This window comes from Micromonospora sp. NBC_01796 (genome assembly GCF_035917455.1).
Classification (GTDB): Bacteria; Actinomycetota; Actinomycetes; order Mycobacteriales; family Micromonosporaceae; genus Micromonospora_G.
The window spans coordinates 1,959,995-1,979,610 of the sequence record NZ_CP109078.1 but is presented as its reverse complement, the minus strand read 5'-3'; the positions used below and the strand labels follow the sequence as shown (position 1 = coordinate 1,979,610).

At 71.3% G+C, this 19,616-nt stretch carries 15 protein-coding genes; 9 read left to right on the top strand and 6 right to left on the bottom strand.

All coding sequences use genetic code 11. The features are described from left to right. Nucleotides 1–50: 50 nt before the first annotated feature. On the bottom strand, nucleotides 51–1,238 hold the full coding sequence (locus OIE47_RS09070; protein ID WP_326561057.1) for an ABC transporter substrate-binding protein: 1,188 nt from the start codon (nucleotides 1,236–1,238) through the stop codon (nucleotides 51–53). A 479-nt stretch (nucleotides 1,239–1,717) separates the two neighbouring features. Between OIE47_RS09070 and OIE47_RS09065 the strand changes: the two genes are divergently transcribed. From OIE47_RS09065 to OIE47_RS09050, 4 genes are all read left to right on the top strand, one after another. Next, the gene (locus OIE47_RS09065; protein ID WP_326561056.1) at nucleotides 1,718–4,882 is read left to right on the top strand and encodes a sensor histidine kinase; all 3,165 of its coding nucleotides are present in this window, start codon (nucleotides 1,718–1,720) and stop codon (nucleotides 4,880–4,882) included. After that, nucleotides 4,879–5,289, top strand: a complete 411-nt coding sequence (locus tag OIE47_RS09060) for a roadblock/LC7 domain-containing protein (protein WP_326561055.1) — start codon at nucleotides 4,879–4,881, stop codon at nucleotides 5,287–5,289. The genes OIE47_RS09065 and OIE47_RS09060 overlap by 4 nt, the downstream gene beginning before the upstream one ends. 65 nt (nucleotides 5,290–5,354) lie before the next feature. Continuing rightward, complete coding sequence (locus tag OIE47_RS09055; protein ID WP_326561054.1) at nucleotides 5,355–5,726, top strand: DUF742 domain-containing protein; 372 nt, start codon at nucleotides 5,355–5,357, stop codon at nucleotides 5,724–5,726. Beyond that, on the top strand, nucleotides 5,707–6,330 hold the full coding sequence (locus tag OIE47_RS09050; protein WP_326561053.1) for a GTP-binding protein: 624 nt from the start codon (nucleotides 5,707–5,709) through the stop codon (nucleotides 6,328–6,330). The genes OIE47_RS09055 and OIE47_RS09050 overlap by 20 nt, the downstream gene beginning before the upstream one ends. A 250-nt stretch (nucleotides 6,331–6,580) precedes the next feature. On the opposite strand, the gene OIE47_RS09045 is transcribed toward OIE47_RS09050, so the two are convergent. The 5 genes from OIE47_RS09045 to OIE47_RS09025 are packed head-to-tail and all read right to left on the bottom strand — an operon-like array spanning nucleotide 6,581 to nucleotide 14,259. Beyond that, nucleotides 6,581–7,669, bottom strand: coding sequence for a uroporphyrinogen-III synthase (locus tag OIE47_RS09045; protein ID WP_326561052.1), 1,089 nt, complete (start codon nucleotides 7,667–7,669; stop codon nucleotides 6,581–6,583). Then, on the bottom strand, nucleotides 7,669–8,025 hold the full coding sequence (nirD, locus tag OIE47_RS09040; protein ID WP_326561051.1) for a nitrite reductase small subunit NirD: 357 nt from the start codon (nucleotides 8,023–8,025) through the stop codon (nucleotides 7,669–7,671). The genes OIE47_RS09045 and nirD overlap by 1 nt, the downstream gene beginning before the upstream one ends. Continuing rightward, nucleotides 8,022–10,595, bottom strand: coding sequence for a nitrite reductase large subunit NirB (nirB, locus tag OIE47_RS09035; protein WP_326561050.1), 2,574 nt, complete (start codon nucleotides 10,593–10,595; stop codon nucleotides 8,022–8,024). Before nirB ends, nirD begins: the two co-directional genes overlap by 4 nt. After that, nucleotides 10,592–12,049: an FAD-dependent oxidoreductase gene (locus OIE47_RS09030; protein WP_326561049.1), complete on the bottom strand. Its 1,458-nt coding sequence runs from the start codon at nucleotides 12,047–12,049 to the stop codon at nucleotides 10,592–10,594. The genes nirB and OIE47_RS09030 overlap by 4 nt, the downstream gene beginning before the upstream one ends. Continuing rightward, nucleotides 12,046–14,259, bottom strand: a complete 2,214-nt coding sequence (locus OIE47_RS09025; RefSeq protein ID WP_326561048.1) for a molybdopterin oxidoreductase family protein — start codon at nucleotides 14,257–14,259, stop codon at nucleotides 12,046–12,048. The genes OIE47_RS09030 and OIE47_RS09025 overlap by 4 nt, the downstream gene beginning before the upstream one ends. A gap of 145 nt (nucleotides 14,260–14,404) precedes the next feature. On the opposite strand from OIE47_RS09025, the gene OIE47_RS09020 reads away from it, so the two are divergent. From OIE47_RS09020 to glmM, 5 genes are all read left to right on the top strand, one after another. Beyond that, on the top strand, nucleotides 14,405–15,106 hold the full coding sequence (locus OIE47_RS09020) for a class I SAM-dependent methyltransferase (protein ID WP_326561047.1): 702 nt from the start codon (nucleotides 14,405–14,407) through the stop codon (nucleotides 15,104–15,106). Nucleotides 15,107–15,467: 361 nt separating this feature from the next. Next, nucleotides 15,468–16,814: a nitrate/nitrite transporter gene (locus tag OIE47_RS09015; RefSeq protein WP_326563036.1), complete on the top strand. Its 1,347-nt coding sequence runs from the start codon at nucleotides 15,468–15,470 to the stop codon at nucleotides 16,812–16,814. A 366-nt stretch (nucleotides 16,815–17,180) separates the two neighbouring features. Then, entirely contained in the window at nucleotides 17,181–17,624 is a 444-nt protein-coding gene (gene rplM / locus OIE47_RS09010) for a 50S ribosomal protein L13 (protein WP_326561046.1), read from the top strand. Between the two features lie 20 nt (nucleotides 17,625–17,644). Further along, nucleotides 17,645–18,139 (top strand): 30S ribosomal protein S9, encoded by a 495-nt coding sequence (rpsI, locus tag OIE47_RS09005; protein WP_326561045.1) that lies wholly within the window; start codon nucleotides 17,645–17,647, stop codon nucleotides 18,137–18,139. A gap of 121 nt (nucleotides 18,140–18,260) precedes the next feature. Then, complete coding sequence (gene glmM, locus OIE47_RS09000; RefSeq protein ID WP_326561044.1) at nucleotides 18,261–19,616, top strand: phosphoglucosamine mutase; 1,356 nt, start codon at nucleotides 18,261–18,263, stop codon at nucleotides 19,614–19,616.

Genomic DNA, 19,616 nt, shown 5'->3' with positions numbered 1-19,616 from the left:
CTTCCGGGCCGGTACGTGGCCGCCGTAGCGCCGTACGGTGGTGTCGCGGGTCAGCTCGCCAGACGCCAGCGACCGCCGCGCGCCACGAGCATGCTCAGGGCCTGCGGCATGAGGCCGGAGTGGTTGTCCGGAGTCATCCGGATCGGGCCGCTCAGACCGTCGATCTGGGAGGTCTCCAGCACGTCGCGCAGCCCGTCGCGGTTGACGCTCTCGCTGGTGCTCCCGGCACGGACGGCCGCGTCGGTGATGAGTTGCAGCGCGTCGGCGGCGAACGAGGAGCTGCCGTAGTAGCCGCCGAACCGGGCGGTGTAGTCCCGGAACCACTGCTTGCGGGCCGCCTTTGCGGGCGTCGTCGCGATGACGTCGTCGATCACCATGGTCTGGCTGAACACCATTGTGGTGTTCTCCGCGGCCTGCCCGCCCGCGCCTTCCAGGAACAGGTCACCGGCCGCACCGGCGTCGAAGAAGAGCTGGCCCTGGTAATTGTCCGCCCGTGCCTGGGTGGCGGCCAGGACCGATTGTTCGGCGTTGGTCCATACGATGATCGCGTCTGCCTCGGCTTCGATCATCGCGGTGACCGGGCCGGTGAAGTCGGTGTCGGTCGGTTTGATCGGCTGGGGTGGGGCGGTCTTCAGCTTTGTCTTGCCCAGTTCGTACGCCAGCGCGCTCTGCCCGTCACGGCCGTACGCGTCATCGGTGTAGAGCACACCGACCTTTTTGATTGCCGGCCGGAGCTTCAGTTCGGAGACCAGGGCGGAAGCGCTGTCGGCCGCGTTCGGTGCCAGTTTGAACACATAGCGTCGGTCGGCGACCGGGGTGGCCACGTTGTTCGCCGCGGCCAGGGCGATGGTCGGGATCTTCTTCTCGTTGATGGGCTTTGCCGCGGCGACCGCACACGCGTCGCAGCTGCCCATGATGATGGCGCTGACCTTGGGATCGGCGGCGAACTCACCGATGTTGCGCAGCGATTCGTTCGGGTCGGAGCGGTTGTCCTTGACCGTCAGGGAGAGCGTCCGGCCACCGAGTACACCAGACTCGTTGATCTGCTCGACCTTGAGTTCCAGGGCGCGCTTGTACGCCTCGCCGACCGGCGCCGACGCACCGGAAAGTTCCAGGTCGGCGCGGACGACGATCTCGCCGGTGTCCTGCTGTTCGCTGCTGAACTGGCAGCCGGTGAGCGACGTGGCCAGAATGGCCGAGGCGAGCACCGTGAGTGTCGCGGAGCGGATGGGCGTCAACTCAGTCCTCCATGTGCGCGGCTAGGGCGGGGTGCCCGGTCACCGGCGACGAATTCCGTCCTCAGTAGAGAGACGGGGGTGGTCTGTCGTACGGTGTGCGCGAAGCCTTCAAACCTGGAAAACCTTGCCAATGGCGAGCGCCCGGGTCAAGCGGGCGTAGTCGAGCATGTTTCAGGACGGCGATCCTACATTCGGGACGCCGATCCCACATGCTGGCGGCGACCGGTGTTTGCAGGCGTTAACTTTCCAGAAGCGTACGACCACTCTGACGATATTTGCCCAGTTCAGGGGCACGTGAATAGAAGGGTTTCGGTGAGCAGAGTAGTGGTTCAGTCCCGTCCGACCGATTCCTGCCGCACCGCCGCTTCCCAAATCGGCCTGCTTCTGATGAAATCGCGGCCGTGCCGCGTGCGGCCCCATCCGTGGCAGCAGGCACCGGAGGGGTGGCCACGCGTGGGAGAAACGACGGAGGCGATGTCGTGAGCACCGGACCTACGACCCTGCCCGAAAACGGCCCGCCGGAGCACGGGGCACGGCGCCGCTGGCTGCCCCGACTTCGGGACACCAGGATTCGGTCCAAACTGGCGCTCATCCTGGTGGTGCCGGTGGCAGCGGTTCTCGCGCTGGCCACGGTCCGGTTGGTCGACGTCGGGCAGACCGCCTACGACGCGAACATGATCCGGTCCTTGACCGCGCTCTCGATCGACGTGTCGGCGCTCACCCAGGATCTGCACAAGGAACGGATGGCCGCGGCCACCTACCTCGCCGATCCGGCCGCGACCGCGGACACGTACAACCTGGCCGTCCGGCGTACGGACGAGCGGATCACCGCGTACGGCGACGAGCGCAACTCGATCGGCAACGTGCCCGAATCGATGCAGAGCCGGATCGAGAAGATCGACGACCACCTGGCGACCCTGAACAACACCCGCCAGGAGGTTCTCGACCGCAAGCAGATGCTGGTTGTCGAGGCGGTGCTGCGCTACGGCGTGATCCTCACCGACCTCGGCGACTACGGCGAAACCCTCGGTGAGCTCTCCGGTGAGGGCCGGGTGGCGGACAGCCTCCGTGCCGTCGCCGCGTTCGCCCGAGCCAAGGCGGGCGCCGCCGAGGAACAGGCGGTGGGCTTCACCGCGCTGCGGTCGGCCCGGCTCGACGAGGAGCAGTACTCCTCGTTCGTGGCCACCCAGACCAGCCAGCAGGAGGCCCTGGCCTCGTTCGAACTGGCCGCCTCGGCGAGCCAGAACGAACTGGTGGACAAGACCTACAGCGGTGACGCCGTGACGCTGGCCGAACGGGCCGCCTCCGACGTCGCCCGCGCGGTCGGGCAGCCGACCAACGCCGCCTTCGCCAGGAGCACCTCGGAGGCGATCGGCGCGGTCATCGACCTGATGCGGTGGGCGGAAGTCCAGCTCGAGGTCGAGTTGCTCGCCCAGGCCGACCAGGCCCAGTCGGACGTGATCCAGCAGGCCGTGATCGAGTCGATCGTGGTGTTGATCACGCTGATCGTCGCCATCGCGCTCGCCGTCATCCTGGCCCGGTCACTGAACGCCTCGCTGCGCCGGTTGCGTGAGGGCGCCCTGTCGGTGGCCAACCACGACCTCCCGGACGCGGTCGCCCGGCTGCAGAACGTCGGCAGCATCGGCGACGGCGGCGTGGAGGAGATCGTCCGCCAGGTCCGGGACCCGATCCGACTGAACAACAAGGACGAGATCGGCCAGGTCGCGCTCGCCTTCAACGTCGTACACCGGGAAGCGGTCCGGGTCGCGGCCGAGCAGGCCGCCCTGCGGACCAGCGTCTCCGCGATGTTCCTCAACCTGGCCCGTCGAAGCCAGGCGCTGGTCGACCGCATGATCGGCGAGCTCGACATGATCGAGCGCGGCGAGGAGGACCCGAAGCGGTTGGCCCAGCTCTTCGAGCTGGACCACCTGGCCACCCGAATGCGCCGCAACGACGAGAACCTGCTGGTCCTCGCCGGTGCGGACTCCACCGCCCCGCGCCGCGACGACGCTCTGCTGGTCGACGCGCTGCGGGCCGCCCAGTCCGAGGTCGAGGCCTACAACCGGATCGAGTTCGGCACGGTCGACACCGACATCTCGGTGGCCGCGCACGCCGTCAACGACGTCGTCCGCCTGGTCGCCGAACTGCTCGACAACGCGACCCGGTTCTCCTCGCCGAACACGGTCGTGGTCGCCGACGCCCGGCGGATCCGTGACTACGTACTGATCCAGGTCGAGGACCGTGGCCTGGGCCTGAGCGAGGAACAGCTCGACGCGCTCAACCGTCGGTTGGCGGCTCCGCCGACCGTGGACGTGGCCGCGTTCCGACTGATGGGTCTGGCCGTGGTGAGCCGGCTCGCTTCCCGGTACGGCATCCGGGTGGAGCTGCGCCGCAACGTCGAGGGCGGCACGGTGGCCCAGGTCACCCTGCCCAGCGAGACCGTGGTGCTGCCGCAGTTGCGCGGTCGCGAGCCACTGGCCACCCGGCCCCGGCAGCCGCTCGCGGTCGAGCCGGGTCCGGCGGCCGCGCTGCCGGCCGGTCCGAGCTGGTCGGAACCGATGACGCCGGTCGGTGCCGGCCGTACCTCCGCCGCCACCCTGACCGACCAGTGGCGTACCACCCCGCCGGCACAGCCGCAGCCGATGCAGTGGCAGACCGCCGACGTACGGGACACCACGACCCCGGTCGGCGCCACCGCCGCGCCGGTGACCCACCAGTTGGCCGCGCAGCCGACGGCCGCGCATCCACTGGTCACCCCGCCCCCGCCCGCCACGCACCCCACCCTGACCGCGCCGGTCGACAGCTACGCGGGTACGCCGACGATGGCCTATCCCACGGTTCGTTCGTTGCCGCAGCGCACCGTCGGTGCCGGGGTGGCTCCCACCCCCGCGCCGGCAGCTCCGGTGGCGGCACCGTCGGCCGGACTGCCGTCCGGACCGGTGGCCGGCATGACCCCCACCCCACCGCCGGCACCGCCGGTCGCTGCGGCACCCGCACCCCGGGCACCGGAACAGCCGGGCGAGGCGCCGATCTTCCGGGAGATGGAAGCGGTCTGGTTCCGTTCCCACGGACAGGATTCGACGGCCATCTTCAACGTCCCGCCGGGGGGTTACCAGACACCTCCCGCTCCCCGGACCGTCCCGGCACCACGAGCGGCCGAGCCGGCCGCGCAACGGGCCAGCCTGGCGGAGAGCGTCGCCGCCCGGGGCCGGGCCACCCTGCCGGCCCGTACCCCCGGCCAGACCACGTCGACCGGTTACACCCCGCCGCAGGCGCCGGCCGTACCGGCCGCGCCGGTCCGGGCACCGGAACCGGTGGCGGCGCCGGTCGCCGCACCGGTTTCCCCGCCGGCAGGCACCGGCACGGAGGCCTGGCGGACGGCGGCGGACGAGGGCTGGGCCCGGGCCACCCGGGCGGCCGAGCCGGCCGCGTCGGGTACCACCCGCTCGGGTCTGCCCAAGCGGGTGCCGCAGGCACAACTCGTGCCCGGCGGCGTCGAGACCAAGCCCGGTCAGGCACCGAGCCGTCGAACCCCGGACGAGGTACGGGGACTGCTGTCCGCCTATCACCGCGGTGTGCAACGCGGCCGTACGGCCGGCAGTGAGCAGAACGGCACGACATCAACCAAGGAGACGAGCCGATGAACAGGCCAGCAGCGATGCAGGACATGGGTTGGCTGCTCAGCAACTTCGCCGACAGCGTGGCGGGGATCGCGCACGTGGTGGCCGTCTCGGCCGACGGGCTGCTCCTCGCCTCCTCACGCGACCTGCCGCAGGACCGCGCCGACCAGCTCGCCGCGATCACCTCCGGTGTGGTCAGTCTGACCGACGGTGCTTCCCGGATGTTCAGTGCCGGCGGAGTGCTGCAGACCGTCATCGAGATGGACAGCGGTTACCTGTTCCTCATGTCGATCAGTGACGGGTCGTCGATGGCCGTACTGGCTGCCCGGAGTTGCGATGTCGGCCAGGTGGGTTACGAGATGGCGCTCCTGGTCGAACGGGTGGGTGCCGCGCTGGTGCCGTTGCCGCGTGAGGCGGTCGCCCGCCCCTAGCACGGTTTTGCCCAAGGACGGATGTCGGTGGTGCCGCAACCTGATCGAAAGGAGGTGACCGCAGGATGGACTACCCCCCGCGCCGTGAGGACCCGCGTGGTGCGTTGGTTCGGCCGTACGCGGTCACCCGCGGCCGTACCGAACCTCGCCAGGACATCGCCCTTGAGGCGGTACTCACGGCGACTCCGGCGGCGGTTGCGGAGTCCCGGTTCGCCGGGCACGACAAGCACCGCATCGCCACTGTCTGCGAGGGCCGGGCGCAGTCGCTGGCGGAGATCGCCGCGTACACCCGGCTTCCGTTGGGTGTCGCCCGAGTGCTGGTCGCCGACATGGTGGCGGACAGCTTGCTGACGCTGCACACTGCCGCTCCCCCGGAAGCGTACGAGGAGCGGATGGAACTGCTTGAGAGGGTGCTAAGTGGACTTCGCAGGCTATGACCCCGTCGGGGCACGCCGCAACCGGGGGATCACCTCCGCGAAGATTGTGGTTGCGGGCGGCTTCGGGGTGGGCAAGACGACGCTTGTCGGCGCGGTCTCGGAGATCACTCCGCTGACCACCGAGGCGGTGATGACAGCGGCCGGTGTCGGCATCGACGATCCGTCGAAGGTGCCGGGCAAGGAGACCACCACGGTCGCCATGGACTTCGGTCGTATCACCATGGCCCAGGACCTGATTCTCTATCTGTTCGGGACGCCGGGGCAGACCCGGTTCTGGTTCATGTGGGACGAGATCATCCGGGGTGCGGTGGGCGCGGCCGTGCTGGTCGACACCCGGCGGATCACGGACGCGTTCGCCCCGCTCGACTATTTCGAAAACCGGCAACTGCCATACGTGGTTGCGTTGAACCGTTTCGACGGAGCACCGCAGTACGCGCCGGAGGAGGTGCGGGAGGCCCTGGCCATCGCCCCGCACGTACCGCTGGTGATGACCGACGCCCGGCACCGGGATTCGGTCAAGCAGGTGCTGGTGACCGTCGTGGAGCACGCGATGGCGACCCTGCAGGCGCAGCACGGCCGGGGTTTTCCCACCCCGGTCGGCTGACCCTCGGTTCACCAGCCGGCCGGGGGCCGTGCGGTCGGTCGACCGGACGGAACCCCGGTCGGCCGCGGCTGCTCCGGCTCCCGGGCGGGGATCCTCCGGGCTCGGAGGAACCAACGTCGCGTCGACGGGGCTTCCGTCAGCGCGCCCGTCGGCAATTCCGGTCGCCGTATTCGCATGCGACGATTCCCCATGGTCCTACGACCATGGGGAAAGCGCGTTCGGGGTCGATTCCGCCGAACGGAAGAGTTGATCAGTCGACCGGTAGCCGGTAGCCGCGCTTGACGACGGTCTGCACCACGCCCGGCGTACGCAGGGCGGCCCGGAGCCGGGCCACGGCCATCTCCACCGCGTGTTCGTCGGCCCCGCGCGGGAGCGTACGCAGCAGGTCGGCGCGGGAGAGCACCCGGCCCGGAGTGGCGGCGAGTGCCCGGAGCACCGCCATCGGTGCCGGCGCCAGCGGGCGCAGTTCACCGTCGACCACCGCCGCGTGGCCACGCAGGGTGAGCAGGTGCCCGGCGACCTTGACGTTGACCGCCCGTCGGGGAAGTTCGTCGACGATGCTGCGGACCAGGGCGCCGAGGCGGGCCCTGGCCGGGGCGAGCACCGGTACGCCGTGCCGGCGCAGCGGTGCGGCGGTGACCGGCCCGACGCAGGCGGCCAGTACGTCCGCACGGAACGCCTCCAGTACGGCGTCGCCACCGGTGCCGGCCGCGCGCAGCAGCGCCCCGACGGCCGGGGCGGAGGTGAAGGTGACCGCGTCGACCAGCCGCCCGGTGATCAGGTCGACCAGCCGGTGCAGCGGGGCCGGATCGGTCGGCGGAGCCCAGCGGTAGACCGGTACCTCGATCACGGTGGCTCCGGCGTCCTCCAGGGCGCTGGTGCATTCCGGCTGCCGCTCGCCGTGCAGTTGCATCGCGACCACCCGGCCGGCGACGCCCCGCTCCCGCAGGTGGTCGACCACCTCGTCGCAGCTCTCCGAGTGCGGCGACCACTCGTCGTGCAGGCCGGCGGCCCGGATCGCGCCCCGCGCCTTCGGCCCACGGGCGACGATGTACGCCTCGGAGAGGACCGAGCGCAGCGGTTCGGCCAGCCCCCAGCCCTCGGCGGCCTCCAACCAGCCGCGCATGCCGATGCCGGTGTTCGCCATCACCACGTCGGGCGGATTGTCCAGGCAGGCGCGGGTGGCGGCGCGCAACTCGGAGTCGTCGGCCAGCGGAACGATCCGTAGCGCCGGTGCGAGCACCACCCGGGCGCCCCGGCGTTCGAGTAGTGCGGCGAGTTCGTCGCGGCGCCGGTCGGCGGTGACGCCGATGGTGAATCCGGCCAGTTCGTCGGACATCAGGGCTCCTGCCGGGTGCCGACCTCGATGACGTTGTCCCGGCAGCGGATGCGGTAGGTGGGCACCGCCACCCCGGGGTCGTCGAGGCACCGGCCGGTGCGAAGGTCGTACACCTGCTTGTGCAGGGGGGAGGCGACGGTCGGGGTGGCGCCCCGGCTGCCGACGATGCCGCGCGACATCACGTACGCGCCGCCGATCGGGTCCCGGTTGCCGATCGCGAAGAGCTGCCCGTCGTGGGTCCGGAAGACGGCCACCTGCTCGTCGTCGACCAGCGCCGCGACACCCCGCTCCGGCTCCACCCGTGGGTACGGGCAGACCGGTGTCCACCGCTGTCCAGCGGCACCGTCCAGGCTCATCGGCGTACTCCCTCGTTCGTGGTAGGTCGGCCGGCGCCGTTCGTGGTCGGCAGGCCGAGGGCGACCGGCCGGCGTTCGGTCGTCGCCGGGACCCGTTGGCCCCGCTCGACCGTGAAACTGATCGACGGGTCGGGGGTGTCCGGCGCGTTGACGAACGAGGTGAACCGGCGCAGCCGTTCCGGGTCGTCGAGGGTTTCCCGCCACTCGTCGGCGTAGTCGGCGACGTGCCGGGACATCGCCGCGTCGAGTTCCGCGCAGAGCCCGAGACTGTCGTCGACGATGACCGCCCGGAGGTGGTCGAGGCCGCCGTCCATCGCCTCCAGCCAGCCCGCGGTGCGCTGCAACCGGTCGGCCGTACGGATGTAGAACATCAGGTAGCGGTCGAGGTAGCGGACCAGTTCCTCGGTGGACAGGTCGGTGGCGAACAGTTCGGCGTGCCGGGGCCGGAAGCCGCCGTTCCCGCCGAGGTAGAGGTTCCAGCCCTGGTCGGTGGCGATGATGCCGAAGTCCTTGCTCCGCGCCTCGGCGCACTCGCGGGCGCACCCGGAGACCGCCGACTTGAGCTTGTGCGGTGCGCGCAGCCCCCGGTAGCGCAGTTCCAGGGCGATCGCCAGGCCGACGGAGTCCTGTACGCCGTACCGGCACCAGGTGGAGCCGACGCAGGACTTGACCGTGCGCAGAGCCTTGCCGTACGCGTGACCGGACTCGAACCCGGCGTCGACCAGCCGCCGCCAGATCCGGGGCAACTGCTCGACCCTCGCCCCGAAGAGGTCGATCCGCTGACCACCGGTGATCTTCGTGTAGAGGTTGAAGTCGCGGGCCACCTCGCCGATGACGATCAGCTTCTCCGGGGTGATCTCGCCGCCGGGGATCCGGGGCACGACCGAGTACGTCCCGTCCCGCTGGATGTTGGCCAGGAAGTGGTCGTTGGTGTCCTGGAGCGCGGCCTGCTCACCGTCGAGCACGTACCCGTTGCCGAGCGAGGCGAGGATCGAGGCGACCACCGGTTTGCAGATGTCGCAGCCCCGGCCGCGCCCGTACTCGGCGACGAGCTGGGAGAACGTGCGGATCCCGCGTACCCGGACCAGGTCGAACAGTTCCTGCCGGCTCTGGTCGAAGTGCTCGCAGATCGCCTTGGACAGCCGTACCCCGGAGACGGCGAGCAGTTGCTTGAGCATCGGTACGCAGGAACCGCAGCTCGTGCCGGCCCGGGTGCACGCCTTCAGGTCCGGTACGTCGGTGCAGCCATCCGCGATCGCGGCGACGATCTGGTCCTTGGTCACCGCGTTGCAGGAGCAGACCTGCGCCCCGCCGGGCAGCGCGGCGATCCCGGCACCCGCACCGCCGCCCTCACCCGCCGGGGCGAGCAGGGTCAGCGGGGGACCGGGCAGTGGGCCGCCGACGCTGGCCCGCAGGGTCGGGTACGCCGACGCGTCGCCGACCAGCACCCCGCCGAGCAGTGTTTTCGCGTCGTCGGAGAGGACCAGCTTGGCGTAGCTCCGGGTGGCCGGGTCGGTCCAGGTCACGTCCAGGCTGCCGGCGGTGGTGCCGTGGGCGTCACCGAACGAGGCGACGTCCACCCCGAGCAGTTTGAGCTTGGTGGCGGTGTCGGCGCCGGGGAAGGTCGCGGTACCGCCGAGCAGCCGGTCGGCGACCACCTCGGCCATCGCGTAACCGGGCGCGACCAGGCCGTAGCAGGTGCCGTCGATCGCCGCGCACTCGCCGATCGCCCAGATCCGTTCGTCGCCGGTCCGGCAGGTCTCGTCGACCTCGACACCGCCCCTGGGCCCGAGGGCCAGTCCGGCGATCCGGGCCAGCTCGTCGCGGGGGCGGATGCCGGCGGCGACCACCACCAGATCGGTGGCGACGGTGTTGCCGTTGCCGAGGACGAGTCCGGTCACCGCGCCGTCCGGTCCCGGTCGCATCGCGGTGGTGGCCGTCCCGAGGTGCAGGACGACGCCGAGGTCCTCGACGTAGCGGCGGAGCATCGCGCCACCGGCCTCGTCGACCTGGACCGGCATCAGCCGGGGAGCGAACTCCACCAGGTGGGTGTCGAGTCCGAGCAGGCGCAGCGCGTTGGCCGCCTCCAGACCGAGCAGGCCGCCACCGATAACGGTCCCGGTCCGTCGGCCCCGCGAGTAGTCCCGGATCGCGTCCAGGTCGTCCAGGGTGCGGTAGACGAAGACCCCGGCCCGCAGCCCGGCGGTGCCGTCCGGACCGGCGGCGCCGTCGATCGGCGGCACGAACGGGTACGAGCCGGTCGCCAGCACCAGGGCGTCGTACGGGTACTCGCCGGTGGTGGTGCGTACCAGCCGCCGGTCCCGGTCGATGTCCAACACGGGTTCGTCCAGCCGGTGCTCGACGCCGTCGTCCGGGGTGTGCAGGCTCAGGTCCTCGGCGCTCACCCCGTCCAGGTACGCCGAGAGCCGGACCCGGTCGTACGCCGGTCGGCTCTCCTCGCCGAGTACGGTGACCTGCCAGCGGGCGCCGGTGTCACGGGTGCGCAGTGCTTCGACGAAGCGTTGGCCGACCATGCCGTTGCCGACCACGACGAGCTTGTTGCGGTTCATCCGGACACCTCCGCGGAGTCGGCTGTGGACAACCAGTGGACGATTCCCTCGACGGCGTCGCGGCAGCTACCGCAGCCGGTGGTGGCCCGGGTCGCGGTGACCACCTCGGCGACCGACCGGGCGCCCGCGCGCCAGCAGCGCACCAGGGCGCCCTTGGGGACGGTGTTGCACTGGCAGACGGTGGCGGCGTCCGGCATCAGCGCGGGGGACTCGACCGGAGTGCCGGACCGGTCGCCGACGGCGCGGCCGAGCAGCAGCGCGCGGCGGTCGCTCGGTACCGGGGTGCCCCGGTCGAAGAGCTGGATGACCGTCCCGACGGCGGGATTGTCCCCGAGCATGATCGCTCCGGTGAGCCGTTCGCGCACGATCCGGAGCCGGGCGTACGTGCCCCGGGCCGGGTCGGTGAAGCTCAGCTCCTCGACCGCCGGCTCGGACCCGTCGACCGGGCCCAGGTCACCCATGGCCGCGAGGTCGATCCCGGCGGCCTTGAGCCGGGTCACCGGTGCCTGCGGCCGGTAACGGTCGCCGGCCCGGTCGCCGCTCAGCACTCCGGCCAGCACCCGGGCCTGTGCCCAGGCGGGCGCGACCAGCCCGGTGAGCTGCCCCTCGTGCTGCGCGCAGTCGCCGATCGCGAAGATCCGCGGGTCGCTGGTGGCCAGCCGGTCGTCGACCACGATTCCCCGCTCGACGGTCAGACCGGCGGATCGGGCCAGCCCGGTCTCCGGCCGTACGCCACAGGCCAGGACCAGCAGGTCGGCGGTCAGGATCTGGCCGGCGGCGAGTTCGAGGGTGACCCGGTCCGCGTCGACGTGCACGGCGGTGGCGGCGGCGTCGAGGTGGCTGATGACGCCGAGCCCGGCCAGGGTCCGGGCCAGCACCGCTCCGGCGGCCGGGTCGAGTTGGCGGTTCATCAGGTGCCCGACCGGGTGGACCACGCGTACGTCGAGCCCGCGCGACGCCAGCCCACGGGCTGCTTCCAGGCCGAGCAGGCCGCCGCCGAGGACCAGGGCGGTCCGCGCGCCGGTGGCGGCGGCGAGGATCCGCCGGCAGTCGTCCAGGGTACGGAAGGCGACCACCCGCTCCGGCAGCCGATCCGGATCGGGTACGAGTCCGGGCAGCGGCGGCACCATTGCCCGGCTGCCGGTGGCGAGCACGAGGTGGTCGTAGGAGATCGTGTCGTTCCGGTCGGTGGTGACCGTCGCGGCGACCGGGTCGACGGCGGTGACGGTGACTCCGGGGCGGATGTCGACGCCGTGTCCGGCGGCCTCGGTCAGCTCCACCTGCGTCTCGTCGATCTTGCCCGCGAGCAGGTTCGACAGCATGATCCGGTTGTACGCCCGGTGCGGTTCGGCACCCAGCACCACGATCTTCCGGTCCCCGTCGCGGGCCCGCAGTTCGCTCGCCAGCCGGGATCCGGCCATGCCGTAGCCGACGATGACCACCCGGCCGGTCATGCCCGCTCCACCCGGACCGCGCAGACCTTGAACTCGGGCATCTTCGAGGTCGGGTCGAGGGCGTCGTTGGTGAGCGAGTTGGCCCGCGCGGCCCCGCCCCAGTGGAAGGGGGCGAAGACGGTGTCGGCGCGGATGGTGTCGCTGAGCCGGGCCGGTGCCCGCATCTCACCGCGTCTGCTGTGGACCGTCACCTCGTCCCCGTCGGCCACCCCGAGCCGGCTGGCCAGGTCCGGATGGAGTTCGAGGAACGCGTTCGGCGCCGCCGTACGAAGCGGTCCGATCCGGCGGGTCTGGGCACCGGACTGGTACTGGGCGAGCACCCGCCCGGTGGTCAGGTAGAGCGGATATTCCGGGCAGACCTCCTCGGCCGCCGGCCGGTGCTCGACCGGCAGGAACCGGGCCCGGCCGTCCGGGGTGGGAAAGGTTTCCGCGAACAGTCGGGGGGTGCCCGGCCGGTCCTCCGCCGGGCAGGGCCAGAAGACGCCGTCCTCGGCGTCGATCCGGTCCCAGGTGACGCCCGCGTAGTCGGCGATCCCGCCGGCCGAGGCCCGTCGCAGCTCGTCGAAGACCAGGCGCGGATCCTCCGGAAAGCTCGACCCGGCACCGCCGCCGGTCGTCCCGCTGCCGTCCGTCGCGCTGCCGGTCGTCCGGCCGCCGGTCGTCCCGTTGCCGGCCATCCCGTCGCCCACCAGGCGGCGGGCCAGTTCGGCGATGACGGACAGGTCGGTGCGGACTCCGGCGGGTGGTGGGCGCAGGGCCCGGCGCCGGAGCACCCGACCCTCCAGATTGGTCATCGTCCCGTCCTCCTCCGCCCACTGCGCGGTCGGCAGGACCACATCGGCCATGGCCGCGGTCTCGGAGAGGACGAAGTCGGCGACCACCAGCAGGTCGAGGTCGCCCAGCCGGCGCTGGATCCGCCCGGCCCGGGGTGCGGAGACGACCGGATTGGAGCCGAAGACCAGCAGGGCCCGGGGACCGGTCGGTGAGCCGATCGAGTCGAGCAGCTCGTAGGCGGACAGACCGGGACCGGGCAGGTCGTCCGGATGCACGCCCCAGACGCCGGCCACGTGGGCGCGGGCGGCCGGATCGTCGATCCGCCGGTAGCCCGGCAACTGGTCGGCCTTCTGCCCGTGCTCGCGACCGCCCTGGCCGTTGCCCTGCCCGGTGAGGCATCCGTACCCGGAACCGGGCCGGCCGGGCAGCCCGAGGGCGAGGGCGAGGTTGATGAAGGCGGTGACCGTGTCGACGCCCTTGGCGTGCTGCTCGGCGCCCCGGGCGGTCAGGATGATCGCGGTGCCGGCGGTGCCGAGCGCGCGGGCCGCCGTCTCCAGGTCCGCCACCGGTACGCCGGAGAGCCGCTCGACCTGCGCCGGCCAGTAACCGGCGACGCTGCGGCGTACGGCGTCGAAGCCGGCGGTACGGGTCTCGACGTAGTCCTTGTCGACCCACCCCTCGGTGACGGCGATGTGCAGCAGGGCGTTGGCCACCGCGAGATCCGTACCCGGCATCGGTTGCAGGTGCAGGGTGGCCTGGCGGGCGGTGGCGGTCACCCGGGGGTCGATCACGATCAGGTTGCCGCCGCGGGCCTTCTGCTCGACCAGGTACCGCACCAGCGGTGGCATGGTCTCGGCCACGTTCGCACCGACCAGCAGCAGGGTGTCCGCCCCGGCCAGGTCGGCCAGCGGGAACGGCAGCCCCCGGTCGATGCCGAAGGCACGGTTGCCGGCCGCCGCGGCCGAGGACATGCAGAACCGGCCGTTGTAGTCGATGTTCCGGGTACGCAGGGTCACCCGGGCGAACTTGCCCAGCGCGTACGCCTTCTCGTTGGTCAGCCCGCCGCCGCCGAACACGGCGATCGAGTCGGGGCCGTACGCGGTCTGCAGACCGGTGATGGTGCGGGCGACCCGGTCCAGCGCCTCGTCCCAGGTGGCCGGGCGCAGTTGCGCGGTGTGCGGGTCGCGTACGAGTGGGGTGGTCAGCCGGTCGGGGTGGTCGAGCAGTTCGGCCGCGGTCCAGCCCTTCTGGCAAAGGCCGCCACGGTTGGTCGGGAACTGCCGGGACCGGACCTCGACCCGTTGCGGTGTGGCGCGAAGTGTCATCCCGCATTGCAGGGCGCAGTACGGGCAGTGCGTGTCGACGTCCGGTGCCGACATGGTGACGCCCGGTGGTGGCGCACCGGGGTGCGTCCCGTCCCGCGCAAGGTCCGTCATGTCCGAAGCGTGGACGGGGGTGGTTTCGCGGCCGGGTCCCTTTTGTTTCGTGCCTGCTAAGAGGCGCTCACAGTCCGTGTAGGCAGCGGGTTAATCGATTGGGTCTATAATATGGGAAAACTGTCCTACATCTTGGGAGACGCGGATGAGCGTGGTGCACCTGTTCGAAGCCGCCGCCGGCACCTATGACCAGGCCAGACGCCGGCTCGTGCCGTGCTTCGACGACTTCTACGGCACCGCCGTCGAGGTGTCGGCGCCGGTGCTGCGTACCGCCCTCGCGGAGGGGCGTACACCGGAGGTTCTCGACCTCGGAGCCGGCACCGGACTGCTCTCGTCACTGGTCGGCGCGGCCGTGCCCGGTGCCCGGATCACCCTGCTCGACGCCGCACCGGCGATGCTGGAGATCGCCGCCCGGCACCTGACCGCCCAGGGGGTCCCGCACGCGGTCGAGGTGGCCGACCTGGCCGACCCGCTGCCCACCGCACGGTACGACGCGGTGGTCACCGCGCTCGCCGTCCACCACCTCGACGACGCCGGCAAACGCGCGCTGTACCAGCGGATATACGACGTCCTCCGGTCCGGTGGAGTGTTCGTCAACGCCGAACAGGTGGCCGGACCCACCCCCGAACTCGACCGGCGGTACGCCGAGGTCTGGCTGGCCCAGATCACCGCCCTCGGATCGGACCGGGCCGAGATCGACGCCGCACACCTTCGGATGGCCTACGACCGCCCCGCCCCCGTGGCCGCCCAGTGCGCCTGGCTCACCGAAGCCGGCTTCACCGACGTCGACTGCTACTTCAAATCCTGGCGCTTCGCCGTCTTCGCCGGCCACCGCCCGCCCCACTAACCCCCGCCGCCCCGCCGTACCCGCCGTACCCGCCTCTTGTAGAGAAAGAGTTGTTATCGGGGGAGGGAAGGCCACTCTTTCCCTACAAGAGGCGGCACCCCTGTGGCGAGGGGTTTCGGGGGTTCTCACGGGTGGGGGGTGGGGGTGGTGCGGGGTTGGTTGCGGGGTGGACGCGGGACGTGCACCGTACGGAAACTGATCGCGCCTAGCTTTCGGCTCGTCCCCGACGAGAAGGAGCCGGCCCGTGAGCACAGCCCCCACCACGGCGGACCCCGCAGAGGTTCCCCCGATCGCACCCGCTCCCGCAGGTGGGCCGGCACCGGCGACCCCTCGCCGGACCGCACCCGGCCGGCGGCACCGGATCGACGACTGGCGGCCGGAGGACCCGACGTTCTGGCGGGTCACCGGCGCGGCCGTCGCCCGGCGCAACCTCGCCTTCTCCGTCTTCTCCGAGCACATCGGCTTCTCCGTCTGGAGTCTCTGGTCGGTGCTGGTGCTCTTCCTCGGCCCCGAGTACGGCATCGACCCGGCCGGCAAGTTCCTGCTCACCGCCGTACCGACGGCGCTCGGGGCGGTGCTGCGGCTGCCGTACACCTTCGCGGTCGGGGTCTTCGGGGGCAGGAACTGGACCGTGATCAGCGCCGCCCTGCTGCTCCTGCCGACCATCCCGATGACGATCCTGATCGAGCCGGGGGTCTCCTACGGCACACTCATGATCCTCGCCTGTCTGGCCGGGGTCGGCGGCGGCAACTTCGCCTCGTCGATGGCGAACATCAACCTGTTCTACCCCGACCGGCACAAGGGGTGGGCGCTCGGCCTGAACGCGGGTGGCGGCAATCTCGGCGTACCGGCGGTGCAGTTGGTCGGCCTGCTGGTCCTGGCGACAGCGGGTGCGGCGTACCCCCGGTTGGTCCCGGCGGTCTACTTGCCGCTGATCGTGCTGGCCGCGCTGCTCGCCGCGCGGTACATGGACAACATCTCGCCGGCGGCCACCGGACGCGACGGGTCGGCCGGTACGCCGAGCGAGCGGGGCGCGATGCGGGAGGTGGCCCGTGATCCGCACACCTGGATCATGTCCTTCCTCTATATCGGGACATTCGGCTCGTTCATCGGGTTCGGGTTCGCCTTCGGGCAGGTGCTCCAGGTGCAGTTCGGTGACCGGTTCGCCACCCCGCTGGACGCGGCGTACCTCACCTTCCTGGGGCCGCTGGTCGGTTCGCTGATCCGGCCGCTGGGCGGGTATCTCGCCGACCGGTGGGGTGGGGCGCGGGTGACCTGCTGGAACTTTGTGTTGATGGCGCTCGGCGCCGGTGGGGTGCTCTACGCCTCCGGGCGGGGTTCACTGCCGCTGTACCTGGTCGGCTTCATTGCCCTGTTCGTCTTCTCCGGCATCGGCAACGGCTCCACGTACAAGATGATCCCGGCGATCTTCCGGGCCCGGGCCCGGATCGATGCCGGTGTCCTGGCGGAGGTGTCGGCGGACGCGGCCCGGCGGGCGGTACGGCTGGCCGGTGCCCTGATCGGGATCGCCGGTGCGGTCGGCGCCTTCGGGGGAGTGCTGGTCAACATCGCCTTCCGGCAGTCGTTCCTGACCTACCGGACGGCCGATGCCGCCTATGTCAGTTTCATCGTCTGCTACGCGCTCTGCGTTGTCGTCACCTGGGCGGTCTACCTCCGGCCGTCGCCCCGGCGGCTGTCCGGGGTGTGACCAGGAGGTCCGGCGCGGGACGGGCCGTCCGGGGAGATCGGGGCCCGCCGCGCCCGGCCGCGTACCGGCCCAACAGGGCGGCCGGGTGCAGCCCGGCGACACGGGTGTGATTGGGTGTACGGGTACGATCAGCTGCGGCTGGTGACTGGGTGGCCCGGTCTGACCCACCGGTTCAGGACCGGCGGGCGCGGCGGGTGGCCGGTGGCGATCCGTGGCCCCCGTTTTGACCGCGTGCGGGCCGGAAGAGTAACATCGCCTGCTGTTGTGTGACAGCCGAGGGCGTGCCCCATCAGGTACGCTTGGTCGTTCGTGCGCGCCTGGTGACCGGTGCGTGACCCCAGACCGACGACGAGACAAGGTAGACCTGTGCGTACGTACAGCCCGAAGCCGGGTGAGATCGAGCGTCAGTGGCACGTTATCGACGCCGCTGATGTCGTGCTGGGCCGTCTGGCCACCCACGCTGCCACGTTGCTGCGTGGCAAGCACAAGCCCACTTTCGCGCCGCACGTCGACACCGGTGACTTCGTCGTCGTTGTGAACGCGGGCAAGGTCGCGCTGACCGGTAACAAGCGTCAGACCAAGATCGCTTACCGCCACTCCGGCTACCCGGGCGGCCTCAAGCAGGTCCGCTACGAGGAGCTGCTGGAGAAGCGCCCCGAGCAGGCCATCGAGCTCGCCGTCAAGGGGATGCTCCCGCACAACAAGCTCGGCCGGCAGCTGATCAAGAAGCTGAAGGTCTACCCCGGTGCCGAGCACCCGCACATCGCGCAGGCGCCGGTGCCGTTCGAGATCAAGCAGATCGCGCAGTGAGCGCGGACGAAGGAATCAGCATGACCGACACCATTGAGGCCGAGCCCACGCCGGTCGTCGAGACCGAGACCCCGGCCGAGACCGAGACCGCCGCTCCGGCCGCCCCGGTTGCCCGGGCCCCTCGCGGTGACCGGCCGATCCAGACCGTTGGCCGCCGCAAGGAGGCCATCGTCCGGGTTCGCATCGTCCCCGGCAGCGGCAAGATCACCTGCAACGGGCGCGAGCTCGAGGCGTACTTCCCGAGCAAGGTGCACCAGCAGCTCATCAAGGAGCCGCTGGTGACCGCCGAGAAGACCGAGCAGTTCGACGTGATCGCGAACCTCCGTGGCGGCGGCACCACCGGGCAGGCCGGCGCGCTGCGCCTCGGCATCGCCCGCGCGCTGATCGTCAACGAGCCCGACGACCGCCCGGCGCTCAAGAAGGCCGGCTTCCTCACCCGGGACGCCCGGGTCAAGGAAAGCAAGAAGTACGGCCTCAAGAAGGCCCGTAAGGCGCCTCAGTACTCGAAGCGCTGATCAGCTCTTTCTTCACCCCCTTGCACGTCTGACGGACGGCCGGGTCCGCCTCCCCCTCGCGCGGTGGCGGGCCCGGCCGCTCGCTTTTTCCACTGGTCTGCTCCCCCGGAGGTACTCGCGCATGGGCCGGTTGTTCGGCACGGATGGCGTACGTGGACGTGCGAACGCCGACCTGACCCCCGAGTTGGCGCTCGCGGTCGCCGTCGCGGCCGCGCACACCCTGGCCGAGTCCGACCTCAGCCACCGGCCGCTGGCCGTGGTGGGGCGGGACACCCGGGCCAGCGGCGAGATGCTGGAGGCGGCCGTGGTGGCCGGCCTGGCCAGTGCCGGCGCGAATGTCGTACGGGTCGGCGTGCTGCCCACCCCGGCGGTGGCGTACCTGGTCGCCGAGACCAAGGCGGACCTGGGCGTGATGCTCTCCGCGTCGCACAACCCGATGCCCGACAACGGGATCAAGCTCTTCGCGGCCGGCGGTAACAAGCTCCCCGACGAGGTCGAGCTGAAGATCGAAGCGGCCATCGAGGCGAACGACTCGTCCGACTGGCACCGGCCCACCGGCGCCGACGTCGGCCGGGTGCACGACCTGCTGGACGGCGCCGACCACTACATCCAGCACCTCGTCGGGAGCGTCTCGCACCGGCTGGAGGGGATCAAGGTCGTGGTGGACTGCGCGAACGGGGCCGCCTCCGACCTGGCGCCGGTGGCGTACCGGGAGGCCGGTGCCGAGGTCGTCGCGATCCACGCCGAGCCGGACGGCATCAACATCAACGACGACTGCGGCTCGAACCACCTGGCCCGGCTCCAGGCCGCGGTGGTCGAGCACGGTGCGCACCTCGGCATCGCGCACGACGGCGACGCCGACCGCTGCGTGGCGGTGACCGCCGACGGCGAGGAGGTCGACGGCGACCAGATCCTGGGCATCCTCGCCCTGGCCATGCGCGACGCCGGCACGCTGACCGCGGACACCGTGGTCGCGACCGTGATGAGCAACCTCGGCCTGCGCATCGCCATGTCCCGCGAGGGCATCCGGCTGATCGAGACCAAGGTCGGCGACCGGTACGTGCTGGAGGAGTTGCGCGCCTCCGGGCTGGCCCTCGGCGGCGAACAGAGCGGGCACGTCGTGCTTCCCGAGTACGCCACCACGGGCGACGGCCTGCTCACCGCACTCCAGGTGATGTCCCGGATGGCGGCCACCGGACGCTCGCTGGCCGACCTCGCGTCGGTGGTGGTGAAGCTGCCGCAGGTGCTGATCAACGTGCCGGTCGGGGACCGGACCGTCGGCGCCGGTGCGCCCGCCGTACTGGGCGCGGCCGAGCGGGCCGAGGCCGAGTTGGGCGAGACCGGGCGGGTGCTGCTCCGGCCGTCGGGCACCGAACCGCTGGTCCGGGTGATGGTCGAGGCCGCCACCCAGGAGATCGCCCAGACGGTGGCCGAGCGGATCGCGGCCGAGGTACGCCTCGCCAGCCCGATCGCCTGA